General features: G+C 62.3%; 15 protein-coding genes and 1 pseudogene. 7 read left to right on the forward strand and 9 right to left on the reverse strand.

Annotation, left to right across the window (positions count from 1 at the left end; genetic code table 11):
- Positions 1-90 precede the first annotated feature (90 nt).
- Positions 91-1410, forward strand: a complete 1320-nt coding sequence (locus tag PCO31010_RS11065) for an autotransporter strand-loop-strand O-heptosyltransferase (RefSeq protein ID WP_150664327.1) — start codon at positions 91-93, stop codon at positions 1408-1410.
- Positions 1411-1428: 18 nt separating this feature from the next.
- Here PCO31010_RS11065 and PCO31010_RS11070 read toward each other — a convergent pair whose 3' ends face one another.
- Entirely contained in the window at positions 1429-2757 is a 1329-nt protein-coding gene (locus tag PCO31010_RS11070) for a type II toxin-antitoxin system HipA family toxin (protein ID WP_150664328.1), read from the reverse strand.
- 59 nt (positions 2758-2816) lie between these two features.
- Positions 2817-3224, reverse strand: a complete 408-nt coding sequence (locus PCO31010_RS11075; protein ID WP_246184553.1) for a helix-turn-helix domain-containing protein — start codon at positions 3222-3224, stop codon at positions 2817-2819.
- A 203-nt stretch (positions 3225-3427) separates the two neighbouring features.
- On the opposite strand from PCO31010_RS11075, the gene PCO31010_RS11080 reads away from it, so the two are divergent.
- Positions 3428-3904, forward strand: coding sequence for a helix-turn-helix transcriptional regulator (locus PCO31010_RS11080; RefSeq protein ID WP_246184554.1), 477 nt, complete (start codon positions 3428-3430; stop codon positions 3902-3904).
- Positions 3901-4317 (forward strand): VOC family protein, encoded by a 417-nt coding sequence (locus PCO31010_RS11085; RefSeq protein WP_039400783.1) that lies wholly within the window; start codon positions 3901-3903, stop codon positions 4315-4317. The genes PCO31010_RS11080 and PCO31010_RS11085 overlap by 4 nt, the downstream gene beginning before the upstream one ends.
- Before the next feature lie 89 nt (positions 4318-4406).
- On the opposite strand, the gene PCO31010_RS11090 is transcribed toward PCO31010_RS11085, so the two are convergent.
- Positions 4407-6599, reverse strand: a complete 2193-nt coding sequence (locus PCO31010_RS11090; protein ID WP_150664330.1) for a putative bifunctional diguanylate cyclase/phosphodiesterase — start codon at positions 6597-6599, stop codon at positions 4407-4409.
- Positions 6600-7064: 465 nt separating this feature from the next.
- On the reverse strand, positions 7065-7982 hold the full coding sequence (locus PCO31010_RS11095) for a LysR family transcriptional regulator (protein ID WP_150664331.1): 918 nt from the start codon (positions 7980-7982) through the stop codon (positions 7065-7067).
- Between the two features lie 124 nt (positions 7983-8106).
- On the opposite strand from PCO31010_RS11095, the gene leuC reads away from it, so the two are divergent.
- The 3 genes from leuC (at position 8107) to PCO31010_RS11110 (ending at position 11553) form a co-directional block, all read left to right on the forward strand.
- Positions 8107-9519, forward strand: a complete 1413-nt coding sequence (gene leuC, locus PCO31010_RS11100; RefSeq protein WP_150664332.1) for a 3-isopropylmalate dehydratase large subunit — start codon at positions 8107-8109, stop codon at positions 9517-9519.
- Entirely contained in the window at positions 9512-10150 is a 639-nt protein-coding gene (gene leuD, locus PCO31010_RS11105) for a 3-isopropylmalate dehydratase small subunit (RefSeq protein WP_150664333.1), read from the forward strand. The genes leuC and leuD overlap by 8 nt, the downstream gene beginning before the upstream one ends.
- A gap of 80 nt (positions 10151-10230) precedes the next feature.
- Entirely contained in the window at positions 10231-11553 is a 1323-nt protein-coding gene (locus tag PCO31010_RS11110; protein ID WP_150664334.1) for a 2-hydroxycarboxylate transporter family protein, read from the forward strand.
- Between the two features lie 60 nt (positions 11554-11613).
- On the opposite strand, the gene PCO31010_RS11115 is transcribed toward PCO31010_RS11110, so the two are convergent.
- A complete protein-coding gene (locus PCO31010_RS11115; protein ID WP_150664335.1) occupies positions 11614-12630 on the reverse strand; it encodes a transporter in 1017 nt (338 codons plus the stop codon).
- Between the two features lie 173 nt (positions 12631-12803).
- Positions 12804-12950, reverse strand: coding sequence for a hypothetical protein (locus PCO31010_RS26620; RefSeq protein ID WP_174984635.1), 147 nt, complete (start codon positions 12948-12950; stop codon positions 12804-12806).
- On the opposite strand from PCO31010_RS26620, the gene ppk2 reads away from it, so the two are divergent.
- Positions 12949-13869, forward strand: a complete 921-nt coding sequence (gene ppk2 / locus PCO31010_RS11120) for a polyphosphate kinase 2 (protein ID WP_150576280.1) — start codon at positions 12949-12951, stop codon at positions 13867-13869. The genes PCO31010_RS26620 and ppk2 overlap by 2 nt on opposite strands.
- On the opposite strand, the gene PCO31010_RS11125 is transcribed toward ppk2, so the two are convergent.
- From PCO31010_RS11125 to PCO31010_RS11135, 3 genes and pseudogenes are all read right to left on the reverse strand, one after another.
- Positions 13847-15184: an ATP-binding protein gene (locus PCO31010_RS11125; RefSeq protein ID WP_150664336.1), complete on the reverse strand. Its 1338-nt coding sequence runs from the start codon at positions 15182-15184 to the stop codon at positions 13847-13849. The genes ppk2 and PCO31010_RS11125 overlap by 23 nt on opposite strands.
- A 125-nt stretch (positions 15185-15309) precedes the next feature.
- Positions 15310-16038 (reverse strand): annotated as a pseudogene (locus PCO31010_RS11130) (response regulator); the annotation flags it as partial.
- Between the two features lie 17 nt (positions 16039-16055).
- Positions 16056-16277, reverse strand: coding sequence for a hypothetical protein (locus PCO31010_RS11135; protein WP_046292932.1), 222 nt, complete (start codon positions 16275-16277; stop codon positions 16056-16058).
- Positions 16278-16299: the final 22 nt, after the last annotated feature.

Here is a 16299-nt window from a genome sequence, read left to right on the forward strand (position 1 = left end):
CGTCAAAACCGGCGAATTTCGGGAAATGAAGCCTTTTCGGCTCGTTTCCCGCACGATTGCCCGATTTGTGTCCGTCGTATCGTGTGACCCATGAACGACGCCGTCCCCCTCTCCCCTCAGAACACCGCGACATCGGCCAACCCCGCATCGGCGGGGACGCCGCTTGTCACGCCGCCCACCACGCCGCCCACCACGCCGCCCATCACGCCGCCCGTCACCCCGTTCGCCGCGTCTCCGCAACAGATCTTTCTGGCCCCGGCGCTGCTGCCCACGCAGGTCGGCCCGGCCGGGCTGCGCTTCGACTTCAACGACGGCGCGCGCGTGGTCATCCCCGACTTCGGTCAGCCGCTGCCGTGGCGCGTGCGCATCAGCGATTTGCGCGACGACAGCACGCTCACGGAAGTCTCGCTGTCGTCGGGCGTGGTGCGCAGCCCGGCAAAGTACTACGTGCCGTATGGCATCACGATCTGGCTGAACGACGTGGTGGTCTTCGAGCATCGCTTCGACCTCCGCGATCAGGACGTGCTGATCCAGATTCCGCTGGCGGCCCTGGGCGATGTGTTGGGATGGATACCGTATGCCTTGCGCTTCAAGGACGTGCATGGCTGTCGACTGGCGTGCGTGGTTACGCCAGCGGTGGCCGCGCTGTTCCGCGACGCGCATCCCGACGTCGAATTCGTTGCACAGGACAAGGTGGAGCGGCGCAAGTACTACGCGACCTACAACATCGGCCTGTTCTTCGACGATAAGGAGTGCATCCAGCAACCTCGCGACTTTCGCGAGACGGGACTGCACCGTACGGCCGCGCACATTCTCGGCGTCGACGACGCGCAAGCACGCGCGAAGACGGCGTTGCCGGACGTGTCGCGTCCGATGACCGAGCCCTATGTGTGCATCGCCGTGCAGAGTACGGCGCAGTGCAAATACTGGAACCATCCCGGGGGATGGGACGCCGTCGTTGCAGGCCTACGCGAGCGTGGCTTTCAGGTCGTGTGCGTCGATCAGAAGCCGCGCTACGGCAAGAACGATTTCTGGCAGTCGATCCCCGAGGGGGCCATCGATGCGACGGGCGACCTGCCGCTGACCGAACGGGCGCGCTGGCTGATGCATGCGAGCGCCTTCATCGGCTTGTCGAGCGGCCTGTCGTGGCTGGCGTGGACGATGAACACGCCGACGGTCCTGATCTCCGGCTTCACCCTGCCGCACAACGAGTTCGCGACGCCGTACCGCGTGATCAACCCCGACGTCTGCACCGGCTGCTGGCACGACCCCGCCATCCGCTACAACCACGACGACTTCCACTTCTGCCCTCGCCACAAAGGCACGGAGCGCGCCTTCGAATGCACGACGTCGATTACACCGGAGGCGGTGTTGTCGGCGGTGGATCGGGTGCCGGGATTGACGGGATAGTTAAAAGAGATCAGCGAGTCAGACCAACGCTTTGCGCAAGGCCGCGCTGGAAATGGCGTCGATATGTCGAAATGCGGGCGCAATACGGTCGATATCATCAGCACCGACACCAAAGGCTTCGAAGTGGACTCGCCACTCCCGGACGTCTCGCCAAACCCGATCAATTAGTCGACAGGCATCGCGTCGCGACAGCGTAAAGCGCTCGTGGGCTTCCAGCGCATTATCAAGCGTTGCAAGACGTCCCTGAGGACCCACACCGAGATGTAAGAGTCTCTCTTCCGCCATGCTGGCTCGTGGCATGACGTCATATAGGGGGCTTAATCGCCAACCACCGATCTGTGCATCCCATAGGAATCCGTGATTGCGCAGATGATCGTCGTCGTTACTCACGAAGATGTTGAAGATCATGCGCTGGAACAGCTCTGTGTTGTTCTGCCGGACAACGCTCGGATGACAATAGCGACGAATGGCATCGGCAATTTCCGGATAAGACTTGGCGTGTGACTCCATCTCGTCGCACGCCAACAGCGTCAGCCCACTGACGAACGGCATACGCCGCTCGATTCGTCCCTCACCGGGTGACGCCGAGACGAGACCGCTCTCGGGATTCGTCCAGAAACGGTCGAAGCGGCGAATCATCATGATCTGCCGGTCTCCGATATTGCGAGTGACGACGTCCGGAACAGACAGTCCGATGTGTGCGCCGAGCTTGAGCGTTGCGCATTCAAGCGCTGGCACATTGATGGAATCGCCACGGCTAGGGAATTTCGCTAGCCAGAGTGCGCCTTCTTCGTCCCGAACTGAAGCTTTCGGTCGTGCTCCGCCTAGTGCAGAACCGTCTGCAAAAATGGCGTCGAGATGTGCTGGCACCGGTACGCCCGCTTCTATTCGTTCGGCCGCCTCGATCAGATGCGACAGCGATTGCACACCCGTCACGCCAGCGGTAGGCGGATCATTCAACGCTCGACGCACATCCAGTGCACCAACGCGCTCGCTGCCAGCGTGCAGCAGATACACGGACTCGGCAAGACTGTTCGCAGGCGCTTTGAGTTTGGACTCGATGACTCTACGCCCCCATGCGTCAGGCGCTGCGTCGCGTACACCACCAAATGACGTCAGGCGATTCACGGGAAACAGCCGCTTACCAGTGACGAGGTTGGAGTCGCCTGTGCCGAGGCTGACCGGGTCTATCTCAACGGCGTCTTTTCGTTTGAGATATTTCAGACCATACGCAAACGTCGAGGCCATCAATGTTGCGCCGGACTCGGTCAGGTCCAGTTGACCGCACGGTGCCCACCCTTGCGCCAAATGCGAAAAAACAATCAACCGTGTGGTCACCTCTGCCATGCATCGCGCCCCTTCGTTCGAGATAAGTTGCTGAAGACGTTAGCGGTTTTGCTCAGGCGTCAGAAGTCGAGGGCATCGAGCTCCGAAGACGACATGTCGCGCACACGCTTCGTCTGCTCCCGCACGCGCAGCATTGCAAGTGCAGGATCCGATTCAGCATACAGATCGCCGAGCGTCGTGCCTGGCGCGATGGCGTCGAGGTAACGCAGGATTTGACCAAAGGCAATCCCTGGATCGCCGTGTTCCATTCGATATACGGTATTGCGTGATAAGCCCGCACGGATCGCCGCATCGACCTGCTTTACCCGACGAGCGGTGCGCAGGCGAGCAAGCAACTGGCCGAGTTTCGAGGCTTCGGTAAGTTGCGCCGACGTAAGCGAGCTGCTTTGAGAAGTTTTCATGTTCGTAAAATCGCTCCTTACAGACTCAAAGAGTGATTTTACGAGCAATTCCGGAAAAATCAACAAAGTGAATGCTCGTTAAATCGAACATTAACGACTCAAAGATCGATTTTACGATCATCCGCATGCCTGTTTTGGTGCAATGCGTGCGATGCGCCATACGTTGGGCCTACACTACCCACACCGTCCCTGCGCCGTCAGCCCTTATGCCCGCTAAAGCACGCAGCCAAGCCTCTGACACACCCCAAGCCCCTGCCGCGGCCATCCCTATGCAGTCACCCGCACTGCTTCGCCGCTTACTGCGCGCCAAGGACCGTATGGATGCCGCATCGCATGAGGCGTGGCCCGTCAAGCGGCTGGCAGAGGTCAGTGGCACGTCCGAGGCGCACTTCTCCCGGTCGTTCAAACAGGCCTTCGGACTCCCCCCGCATCGCTATCTGCTGACCCGGCGCATCGAACAGGCCAGCACGCTCCTGCGCGATACCGACTTCAACATCACGGAAATCGCCTTCGCGACCGGCTGGGAAAGCATCGGCACCTTCGGACGGATCTTTCGCGACATCACCGGACAGAGCCCTGGCGAATTTCGCGAGCAGGCGCAGGCCAACGGCACGCCACTCGATCAGGTTCCGGGCTGCGTCCTGAAGGCGGCCCAGCGGCCTGATCTCAACATCGCAGTTTTGGAGAAGCGCCGCCGCATGGCCGACGGTAAAGTCCCTCCATCAACCAACGAGGAGGTCTTATGAACGAAGGAATTGGCGTGGTGGGGCTGTATGTCGACGATCAGGACGAAGCACTCGCGTTCTATGTCGACAAGCTCGGTTTTCGCGTTCACACCGATGTACGCAACGGCCCGTACCGTTGGCTGACGGTGCAGCATCCCGATCAGCCCGCGTTCCAGCTCGGCCTGTTTGCGCCCGGCGCACCGATTCACGACGACGCCACCGCGCAGACGCTGCGCGCCATGGTCGCCAAGGGCGCCATGCCGCCGCTCGTGCTCTACGTGGCCGACTGCCGCGCGCACTACGCGCGCCTGAAGGAGAAAGGCGTGGAATTCACGCAAGAACCGGTGGACCGTTACGGCAGCGTCGATGCCGGTTTCCGGGATCCGGCGGGCAACGGCTGGAAGATGATTCAGCCGCCGAAAGAAGCGAAGTAAGGAAGTGACGCAGGCAACGTGAAATACATGCGCCGCCACACCCGTCGGGTAAGCGGCGCATCGTTGCGAGAGACGTACAGACGCCGCGCTCAGGCTTGATTCAACTGACGTCCCACGTCGAACATCTCCCCGAATTCGACGGCAGGCATGGGCACCCCGAACAGGTATCCCTGCCCCTCGTCGCAACCGAGTCGACGCAGGTTGTCGCGCTGTTGCTCCGTCTCCACACCCTCGGCAATGGTGCGCAGGTCGAAGCTGCGCGTCATGTCTACCAACGCACGCACTACGGACGCATCGCGCTCCGACTCCATCATCCCCTGCACGAACGACCGGTCGATCTTGATACGGCTTAACGGATAGCGTCGCAGCATGCTGATCGACGCGTAGCCGGTGCCGAAGTCGTCGAAGGCAATACTCACACCGTACGCATGCAGACGCTGCAACGCTTCGAGTACGACGTCGTCGTCCAGCACGATGCTCTCCGTCACCTCCAGTTCCAGCGCCTGCGGTGGCAGCCCGTGCCGGTTAAGCACCGCGACCACCTCGTCGAAGATGCTGCCGATGCGAAATTGCAATCCGAATAAGTTGACGCCGATCCGGAAACACGGCGCACCGTTGCGTCGCCAATACGCCGCCTGCGCGCACGCCTCGTCCAGCACCCACGCGCCCACCGACGCCGCCAGCGGCCCGCGTTCGAGCGCCGGTAGAAACGCGGCAGGCGACAGCAGTCCACGTTGCGGATGCCGCCAGCGAATCAGCGCCTCGGCCCCTGTCAGCGACCCATCGGCGAAATCCACCTGCGGTTGATAGAAGAGCACGAACTCGCCGTCGTTCACCGCACGATGCAGTTCGATGTTATAGACGCGCCGCGCCGCCGCTTCGATGCGCAGTGCATCGATGAAGACGAACGTCTGCCCGGCCCCATGCTGTTTCGCCCGCGACAGCGCCAGATCGGCATTGCTGATCAGGCTCAGCGCCTCCTCCGCCTGCTGCGGGACGACTGCGATGCCGCAGCAAGCGCTCACGCGCACATCGAACCCGCCGATCACCATCGGTTCTGCAATCGCCAACAGCACCGCATCGGCGCGGCGACGCGCCTCCACCGCATCCGTCACGCCCCACAGCAGCAGCGCGAACTCATCCGCACCGATGCGCGCGACCGTGTCGACCGTGCGCACGAGACGCGTCAAACGGCGCGCTACTTCGCACAGAATGCCGTCGCCGACCGCGTGGCCCAGCGTATCGTTGATGTCCTTGAAACCGTCGAGATCGAATATCGCGACGGCTGCGCCGCGCAGACAGACCGACGCCACCTCCGCGTCGCGATAGAAGCTCGCGCGATTCGCGATGCCCGTCAGCACATCGGTGCTCGCGAGCCGCCGCAACACTTCCCCGCCCTCGCGCAGCGTGCTGAGGTCATGCACATGTGCGTTGAACGTCTGCACATCGTTCTCGACCCAGCAGAACAGCGAGAGACTCATCGGAAACTCACGTCCATCGCGACGCAGGCCATAGACCTCCGAGGGCATCGTCATGCCATCGACCGAGCCAGCGCTCACCGCCTGCGTGATCTGATCGCGAAGCGCCGAGCGGCTGCGCCCGGCGAGTAGCGTCTCCAGCGAACGCCCCGGTCCGTCGGACATCGCGTAGCCGAACATCGTCACTGCCGCATGGTTCCAGTCGAGGATTTCGCCGAAGGCATCGAAGCGGATCATCGCCGTGGGCGAATAGCGCTCCGGCTCGGCAAAGGTGCGCCGTTCACGTTCGATGAACAACTCCACACGACGCAATTCCAGACGGTCTGACGCCATGCGTCCCAGCTCGCGCAAACGCGCGCGATCCACGTCGGAGAATGTGTGATTCGGCTTGTTGTCGATGACGCACAGCGCACCGAGTGCGTGACCGTCCACCGACATGAGCGGCACGCCCGCGTAGAAGCGCACCTGCGCGTTGCCGGTCACGAGCGGGTTGTCGTGAAAACGCTCGTCGGCCGTGGCGTCGGGCACGACCATCACACCGTCACCATTGATCGCGTGCGCGCAGAAAGACGCGTCGCGGCTCATGTCGACATCGGTGTTGGTGGAGGAAAAGCCTGTGGCCGCCGCGAAAAATACGTGATCGTTGCCCACCATGTTGACGGCCGCCACCGGCACGCCAAACATGTGCGCGGCAATATGCACAACGGCATCGAGGCTCGGAAGCGGGCGTTCACTGCCCAGGCCGTACTCCGCCAGTGCAGCCAGCCTCTGCGTTTCCATGGGTAATACAGCGGGACACTTCATCGTCGGTCTCCTCGCCTGTGAGCGGCTTGATGGACAACTTCGGATGCCGTTGTGACGACGCGCGAGACACGAGCACCAAGTTCAACCCGGTGTCATTGCGCGTCATATGAACCGGTGATTGATGCGCACAACGCCATGCACCCCGTGATGACTTCGCAGGTTTGCGCGCGACCGCCCGGATATTCGACGCCCGATTCAGCGGATTATAAGGGGAAGACCGGAATTCATGCCTCCGGATTGTTCGTTATACAAAACTTATTGCCGACGAATTCCGATACCGGTTCATTAACATCTGAGGCGCTATACCCAATGGTGACAAGCCACGCCGCCGGGCCGCCCACATACCCTCGCCAAACATTCACACGATCGTTTGGAATTTTCATTTGAACCGGGGAATTGCATGCAAATCGCAAAGCATGACGCACACCATTTGCGTAATCGATATACGCGAATACTTTTAATTCATTACTCGATACCGCCGACATCCCGATTCAATTCACGCGCCAGATAGCGCTCCATAAACTCGACAAAGAGCCGTACCTTGGCCGAGAGATTGAGCCGCTCCGGATAGATCGCGTAGATGTCGGCGGCCGGTAACGCCCAGTCGCTCAGCAATTGCGTCAGTGCATTCGAAGCCAATGCGGATTGCACATCCCATTCCGATCTCACGAGCACACCATGCCCGTCGAGCGCCCAGCGCAGCGTCGCTTCGCCGTCGTTGCTGCTCATCGCCCCGTGCACCTTTACCAGTTCGTGCCGTTTGCCCTTGGTGAAATGCCACGTGCCGTACGCCGTGTCGTTCTCGCGCAGCACGATGCACAGGTGATTGCGCAGATCGTCGGGCACCTTGGGCACACCGTGGCGCGCGAGGTATTTGGGGGACGCGCACACCAGTCGCCGGTTCGCGGCGATGCGGCGTCCCACCACGCGCTGGTCGGGCAGTTCGCCGAAGCGAATACCGACGTCGAACGCGAACTCGGCCAGATTCATCGGACGGTCCGTCAGATCGAGCTGCACTTCGACCTCGGGATACTGCTCGCGAAATTCCGATAGCGCAGGCACGACATGGCGGCGTCCGAAGCCGAACGTCGCATTCACCTTCAGCAGACCGCGCGGCAAATCGCGGCTGCTCGACACCATGCGCTCCAGCTCCTGCACCTGTTCGATGATCTTCGAGCCAGTGCCGAGATACAGCTCCCCCTCATGCGTCATCGCCAGTCGCCGGGTGGTGCGGTTCAGCAGCTTGACGCCCAGTCGTCGCTCCAGCTGACTCAGGCGTGCGCTGATCGCTGGCGGCGTCACGCCAAGGTCGCGCGCCAGCGCCGACAGGCTGCCCAACGTCACCAGACGGGCGAAGAATTCCAGATCGGCGATGGCGTCCATTATTAACTTCAACTTAAAAATAGGTTAAGCGAATATGCATTTTGCGATTCTATGAACGAATTAGACTGCACGCAAGGTTGCGAGACATAGCAAAACGACGACCGCCCGCATCAAGGAGTACCTCATGGGACAAACGCTTTACCAAAAGATCGTGCGAAGCCATACGGCCTTCGACGTCGATGCGCAGCACGTCGCGCTCTATGCCGACCTGCACATCATGAACGAGTACACGAGCCCGCAAGCGTTCGCGGGACTCGCTGAGAAAGGCCTGCCGGTGCGTTGCCCGGAGAAGCAGATGGGGATCGTGGATCACGTTATTCCCACGCACCCGGTGCCGGTCGACAAACGCACCATCGTGATCGACGCCGCCGCCCATCAGGCCGCCAACTTCACCCGCAACTGCCAGAAACACGGCATTCACCTGTTCGACGTGACGGACCCGGAGCAAGGGATCGAACACGTGGTGGCCCCCGAACTGGGGCTGATCCGTCCCGGCATGGTGGTGCTTTGCGGCGACAGCCACACAACCACCTACGGCGCTCTCGGGGCGCTGGGGTTCGGCATCGGCACGTCGGAAGTCGAGCATGTGCTGGCGACGCAAACGCTCATTTACCGCGTGGCGCGCGACATGCGAATCCACGTCGACGGTACGCTGGCGAGTGGTACCACGTCGAAAGACCTCGTGCTGTACATCATTGCCCGTATCGGTGCGCAAGGCGCGCGCGGCTTCGTTGTCGAGTACACGGGCGCGGCCATCGAGGCGCTGTCTGCCGAAGCCCGCATGACGTTGTGCAACATGACCGTCGAGGCGGGCGCGCGCGGTGCGCTCATCGCGCCGGACGCCACCACGCTGCAATACGTCGGCGATCACATTCGCGATCTGTCCGGCGACGCGTTGGAGGACGCCAAGCGCCGCTGGCTCGCGCTGCGCTCCGACGAGGACGCAGCGTTCGACGTCACGCATTGTTTCGATGCCACCGACGTCGCGCCCTTCGTGACGTGGGGCACGAGCCCCGATCAGGCGATTGCGATCAACGCGCGGATTCCCTCGCTCTCGGAAGACGAGGTGGAGCGGCACAACGCGTCGAAGGCGCTGGGCTACATGGGGCTGGACGCCGGTCAGTCGCTCGACGGCTTGCCCATCGATCATGTCTTCATCGGGTCCTGCACCAACGCGCGTATCGAAGACCTGCGCGCGATTGCCGAGATCGTACGAGGTCACAAGGTGGCCGACGGCGTGCGTGCGATGGTCGTGCCGGGTTCGGGTCGCGTACGCGATCAGGCCGAGCGCGAAGGCATTGCCGATGCGCTGAAAGACGCGGGTTTCGAGTGGCGTCAACCGGGCTGCTCGATGTGCCTCGCGATGAACGACGACATTCTCAAGCCCGGTCAGCGATGCGCGTCGACCACCAACCGCAATTTCGAGGGACGTCAGGGACGCGGCGCACGCACGCATCTGATGAGCCCCGTCATGGCCGCCGCCGCCGCCATCGCTGGTCGCATCGTCGACATTCGCAAGGAGACCGCTCATGGCTGAGCACACGATCGTGGCCGGTACGGCCGCCCCGCTACCGCTGAACAATCTGGATACGGACCAGATCATGCCCAAGCAATTTCTGCTCGGCATCGACAAGTCCGGCCTCGCGCGCGGTGTGCTGTACGACCTGCGCACGAATGCCGACGGCACGCCCAACGACGCGTTCGTTCTGAACCGTCCCGCGTATCGCGACGCTCGCATTCTGGTGGCCGGGGCCAACTTCGGTTGCGGATCGAGCCGTGAGCACGCGGTGTGGGGTTTGCAGCAATCGGGCATTGAAGCGGTCATCGCGCCGAGCTTCGGCGAGATCTTCTACTTCAACGCGCAGAACAACCGTCTGCTGCTGATCGTGCTCGCCCCGCAGGACATCGCGAAGCTGACCGAGACCGTGAGCGATCCCGCGCAGAACGCTTTGACCATCGACGTCGAGCGCCAGTGTGTGGTGACGGCAAGCGGCGAGTCGTTCGCGTTCGATCTGCCCCCGCGTCAGAAGCGCATGTTCGTGGAAGGTCTCGACATGATCGGCATGACGCTCAAGGACAGCGACGCCATCACCGCATTCGAAGCCCGCCATCGCACCGATTTCCCCTGGATGCAAATCGATCTGCCCAGACAACAACGTACCGCCTGAGTGACAAGAGGCGCACGGCATTGAGTCAGTGCCGCAAGCGCCCTCACCCGGACAGGTATTCCATCCTTTCAGGAGACACCATGAAAAGTCAGGCCGCTCAGGCGAGCGCGACGCCGCTCGCCACCCCCTCTCTGATGTCGAAATTCACCATCGGCGGCGCACCGCTGCCGATGTTCGTCGCCATTGCCGTCATTACCGGTCTTGCGGCTGTCACCGGACGCCTGCCCGCCGACATGATCGGCGGCTTCGCGGTGCTGATGATTGCGGGCATGTTGCTCGGTGAGATCGGCGGCTCGATCCCTGTCTTCAAGCACATCGGCGGCCCCGCCATCCTCTGTCTGTTCGTACCGGCCGCGCTGCTCGGCAATGGGCTGATGGACGACGCGATCCTCAAGGCCATCACCGTCACGATGAAGACGGCCAATCTGCAATATCTCTACATCGCGTGTCTGGTGGCTGGCAGCATGCTCGGCATGAATCGGAAGATCCTGATTCAGGGCTTTCTGAAGATGTTCGTGCCGTTGCTGATCGGCACGCTCGCGGCCATTGCGGCCGGATGCCTCGCAGGATTGCTGTTCGGCTTCAGCCCGCGTCACACGTTCTTCTTCATCGTGATGCCGATTCTCGGCGGCGGTATCGGCGAGGGCATTCTGCCGTTGTCGATCGGCTATTCGGAGATCACGGGCGAGACGCAGGGGCATCTGATTGCGACGATGGTCCCCGCCGCGCTCATCGGCAACGTCGTGGCGATTCTCTCTGCGGGGCTACTCAAGCGCTTCGGCGAAAAACGTCCGCACTACAACGGCAACGGCATGCTCGTGCGCAGTGGTGAAGATCGCGCGCTGCTCGAAGGGCAGAACGTAGAACACGCGCTCGATCTGCGTCTGATGGGACACGGTTTGCTGCTCGCCTGCACGCTGTTCATTCTCGGCGCGTTGCTTGCGCCGGTGACGGGCATTCCGGGGCCGGTGCTGATGATCGTCGCAGCAGCGGTGTTGAAGGTCTCGCGGCTGATTCCGGAAAGCATGGAGACCGGCGCGTATCAGATGTACAAGTTTATGTCGACGAACCTGACGTTCGCGATTCTGGTCGGACTCGGGACGCTGTTCGTGTCGTGGGACAAACTCGTCGGCGCGTTCTCGACGGCCTATTTCGTGATCTGCGCATCGACGGTGATAGCGATGGTCGTCTCGGGATTCTTCGTCGGCATGTGGCTGAAGATGTTCCCGGTCGAGTCGGCCATCGTCACGGCCTGCCATAGCGGTCTTGGCGGCACGGGCGACGTGGCGATTCTGTCGTCGTCCAATCGCATGGGACTGATGCCGTTCGCGCAGATTTCCACGCGCATCGGCGGTGCCGGAATGGTGGTCATCGCAACGCTGTTGATGAAGTTCTGGCATTGATGCGACAGCGCAGTTAGTCCCCGAAGTCCCCCATCCCCTCGGGCAACGGCGGTCTGGACCTCAGTCCGGCCGCCGCCGGAACGCCCACCAGCCAGCGGCCGCAGTGCCTGTCGCGACGATAAACACGAGCACCCAGAAGCCATGCGGATGATCGGCGAGCGGAATGCCGCCGACGTTCATCCCGAAAAAGCCCGCCACGATGTTGATGGGCAGCGCGAGTACGGTGACGACCGTCAGCGTGTAAATGGTGCGGTCGGTGCGCTCGCTGACCATCGCCGCAATTTCTTCCTGAAGCAACTTGATGCGCTCCAGCAACGCCGACAAGTCGTTCAGGACGACGGCGAATTCTTCGGTTGCCTGACGGAATTCCTGAACGTCGTCGGCATGACCCCATATCGGCGGGCGACTCAGCAGACGAAAGAGCGCCGCCGGCTCCGGCGCGAGCAGACGTTGCAGGCGCACAAGCACCCGGCGCAACGACCCGAGGTCGGCTCGGTTGCTCTCGATGCGCTGCTGCAACAGGCGGTCTTCAACGGTGTCCACACGGCGGCTCGTCTCGCGCACGATGCGCTCAAGCACGTCCGCCTGATCGCGCAGCAGATGCACGAGCAAGGCGAGCGGCGAGCGGAAGGCGTCGCCACGTTTGACGGACGCGCGCAGCTTGTCGATGGAGCGCAGCGGTTTTACGCGCCCTGTCACGAGCAGGCGGGCGTTGGCCGCCACACGCAGCGTCGAAATCTCGGACTGCGCGATGTCGAACGCGAAAATCACGTCATTGATGACGGCCAGCAGCCAATCATCGGAATGTTCGATGCGCGTGGAGCGCGACCCTTCGCTCAGGCTTTCGTAGAACTCTTCGGGCAGGTGCATCTGCTGCTTGAGCCACTTCTCGCACGCGGCGTGCGCGAAGTTGAAATGCAGCCAGAGGAAGCCGTCGGCGCGCTCGCCTTTCGCCAGCCACGCCAGCGCCTCGGTCGAATCGACCGGTTGCGGGGGCGCGCCGTCAGTGAAACGATAGCCGTAGATCAGGCCAGCCTGATCACAGCCATATGCGTTGTGAGCTAATTCGGCGAACATGCGCGCGGTATCGGTGGCGAGGCGTGGGGAAAGGACGTGAACCGCACCGCAGCACGGTGGGACTTGCCATCATGACAATGTCATATTTCATTTTTGTGACAATTTAGGCATGCTCGCGAATCCCAAGAAATGCGGTGGCGGCACCGCCGGGCGGGGCGTGCGCGGGAACTACGTCACACGGCATTCGTCAACGCCATGCTGGTGTCATAAAATCGTCGCATACTGAAACGCATCATCGGGCGCGCATTTTGTCCGTCCGCCGTCACCCGGGCAGTACGGGGTGCCTTTTGTGTTTGCTGGCCGTAAGAGATCGTCGCCATGACTAAATTCGATTCCGACGCCGACCACGACGCGATGCTTGCGCGTCGTCTCCAAGATGACCTGATCGACAGTTACGACGAAGAGATCGAGATGGAAATCGACGATCTTCGTCTGCCCGGTCTGAACGATCTGAGCGCCGAGGCGCGCGACGACCGTCTGCACTATTTTCGCGAGCTGTTCCGCCTTCAGGGCGAGTTGGTGAAGTTGCAGGACTGGGTGATTCGCAGTCGTCACCGTCTGGTGGTGATCTTCGAGGGCCGCGACGCCGCCGGTAAGGGTGGCGCGATCAAGCGCATCACGCAGCGCCTGAATCCTCGCGTGTGCCGTGTGGCCGCACTGCCCGCACCTAACGATCGCGAACGCACGCAATGGTATTTCCAGCGCTATGTCCAGCATCTGCCAGCCGCAGGCGAGATCGTGCTGTTCGACCGTAGCTGGTACAACCGCGCTGGTGTCGAGCATGTGATGGGCTTTTGCACGGAGAACGAGTACGAGGAGTTCTTCCGCTCGGTGCCGGAGTTCGAGAAAATGCTGGTGCGCAGCGGCATCCAGATCGTCAAATACTGGTTCTCGATTTCGGACGAAGAACAGGAAGCGCGCTTTATGGCCCGGATTCAGGATCCGCTCAAGCAGTGGAAGTTGAGCCCGATGGATCTGGAGAGCCGCACGCGCTGGGAGAAGTACACAGTCGCGAAGGAAGTGATGCTGGAGCGCACGCACATTCCGGAAGCGCCGTGGTGGGTGGTGCAGGCCGACGACAAGAAGCGCGCGCGTCTGAACTGCATTCATCACCTGCTCAACCAGGTGCCGTATCACGACGTGGAGCGCTCACAGGTGGTGCTTCCCGAGCGCGCCCGCAGCGAGAGCTATATGCGTCACCCGGTGCCGTCGGAAATCATCGTGCCGGAGATTTACTGAGCATCGGCAGTTTGAGCGTCACACGCAATCCCCCGCCGGGCGATCGGTCGAGACGCACCGCACCGCCCAGCCCTTCCACGAGCCGCACGACGAGCGACAGCCCGAGACCGCAGTGGCCTTCGCCACCGCGCGAGGCATCGAGCCGCACGAACGGACGCATCGCGAGCGCCACCTGATCGTCCGGGATGCCCTTGCCGCAGTCGCTGACTTCGATGTATCCGGTCGCCTCGTCGCGCCACGTCGCCAGACGCACGGTCGGCTCACCGTGCTCCAGCGCGTTGTCGACGAGGTTCGACATCACGCGGTCGAGCAGCGTGCGCGGCAGCATGAATTCAGGCCCCGCGCGCAAGTTGCTGACGAATAGCGAGGCATCGTCCGTCGCTTCGGCGGCTCGCTCGATGGGACCGGTGACAGCGCCGGAATCGGGGGTCTCTTCGTCGGCCGGAAATTGCTCGCGCAGGAACGCATCGACGCCGATCAGTGGGCTGGTATCGGCTTCGTCTCTCGCATAGGCGAGGAATTGCTGAACGATGTGATCGATGGACGCGATATCGCGCACAAAGCCATCGCGAGAATTCTCGCTGTCGATGAGATCGGCGCGCAGGCGAAGACGCGTGAGTGGCGATTTGAGGTCGTGCGCAATGCCCGCGAGCATGATGGCCTGATTGTCTTCGGCTTCGGCCAGCCGCTTGGCCATCTCGTTGAATGCGTGAGTCAGGTCGCGCAACTCATGCGGTCCTTGCTCGGGCAACAAGGCGGGACGCCGTCCTCGAGCGATCACCCGGGCAGCATGCGCGAGCCGGGCAATCGGGCGCTGCATCTGCCATGCGACGAGCAACGCGAGCAGCACGGCACCGATGAGAATACCGACGGTCTCGCGCACGAACGGCGGCATCGGCGGAAGATCGAGTCCGATGACGATCCACTCGTCGCTTTGCGGCAACAGCACCCAGATATTGCTGCGTTTGCGTTCGTTGACGATGTGCAGTTGGGTGTCTGGCGGCAGCCGCGAGAGCAGTTCGTGACGAAGACGCGTGGCGCGCTCGTCGTCGGCTTCGTTGGTGAAGGTCGGCGTTTGCGCCACAGGAACGCGACGCACGGCATGCGGTGGCGCAAGGCTCCCGGGATCGACAGCCCGCTGATCGACGCTTTGAATAGCCACCAGCAAGCCTCGGGCGAAGCCGTCGACTTGCTGGCGCGGACGCTGGTAGAACACCAGCGCGCTCCACACGAGATGCATCACCAGCAAGACGGCAATGCCCAGCCATGCCATGCGCGCGAACAGGGAGTCGCGCAGCAACCAACGCAAATTCACGCAGCGGACTCCCGCCAGCCGCGCGCGGTGCGCTTGCCTGCCGATGCCGTAGTAGCGAGCGACATACCGCCGTCGCCGACATTGCCGATGTCGCTGGCGTCTCCCATACCGCCAGCGCGCTCGCGGGCCTCGGACGTCGCGCCCTCGGTCAGTTCGCCACCCGGCACGAACACGTAGCCTTTGCCACGGATGGTCTGGATGTAGCGCGGCTCCGACGGGTCAGCTTCGATGAGACGGCGCAGACGCCACACGGGCACATCGAGGCTGCGGTCGCGGAAGGCGATACCGTCGCCATACAACATGGCGTGCAGTTTGACGCGCGGCAGCACCTGCATGGGATGCTGGGTGAACGCCTTGAGCATGGCGAATTCGGTATCGCGCAGCGGCAGGCGCTCGCCCTCTCGCTGAAGGGTACGCAGCGTGTAATCCAACTCGAACGGACCGAATCGGTACGGCGCACGGGCGTCCGGCGCGCTGGCCGCGACCGGGCCACGACGGCGCAGCACCGCGTGGATACGCGCCAGCAACTCGCGCGGATCGAACGGCTTGGCAAGGTAATCGTCGGCACCCAGTTCAAGGCCGAGCGCGCGATCGAGCGGGCCACCACGCGCCGACAACATGATGACCGGGATATCCTCACCCGCCGCACGCAGATCCTGCAATGCTCGCAGGCCGTCGCGCTCCGGCATCATGATGTCGAGCAAAATGACGGACGGTCGTTCGAGCTCCAACCGGCGCAGCAACGACGCGCCGTTGTGAAGCACCGAGACCTGCATGCCATTGGCGTGCAGCAATTCGCGCAATAGGTCGCGAACGACGGGATCGTCATCGACCAGAAGAACATGCAGACTCATGAATATTTCTCGGTAAATTAGGTTGCGCGCGGTGCCGTCGCGTTTTGCGACAGTTTCACTGCATCGTCTTGCGTGACGGACACGGGCTCCGGCGTACTGGAGAGCGCCCGCAGCGCATTGGCATATCGATCTGCTCCAGACGCCGCACGATGTGTGCCGACCGTCGAAGCCGCCCCTTGTCCCGGCAAGCGCCAGGCACGATGCACCGCCGCGTCCGGCGAACCAATGGTAATGGCCATGCTTTGTACCCCTCCGTGACGA

Origin of the sequence: Pandoraea commovens, assembly GCF_902459615.1 — a bacterium.
GTDB lineage: Bacteria > Pseudomonadota > Gammaproteobacteria > Burkholderiales > Burkholderiaceae > Pandoraea > Pandoraea commovens.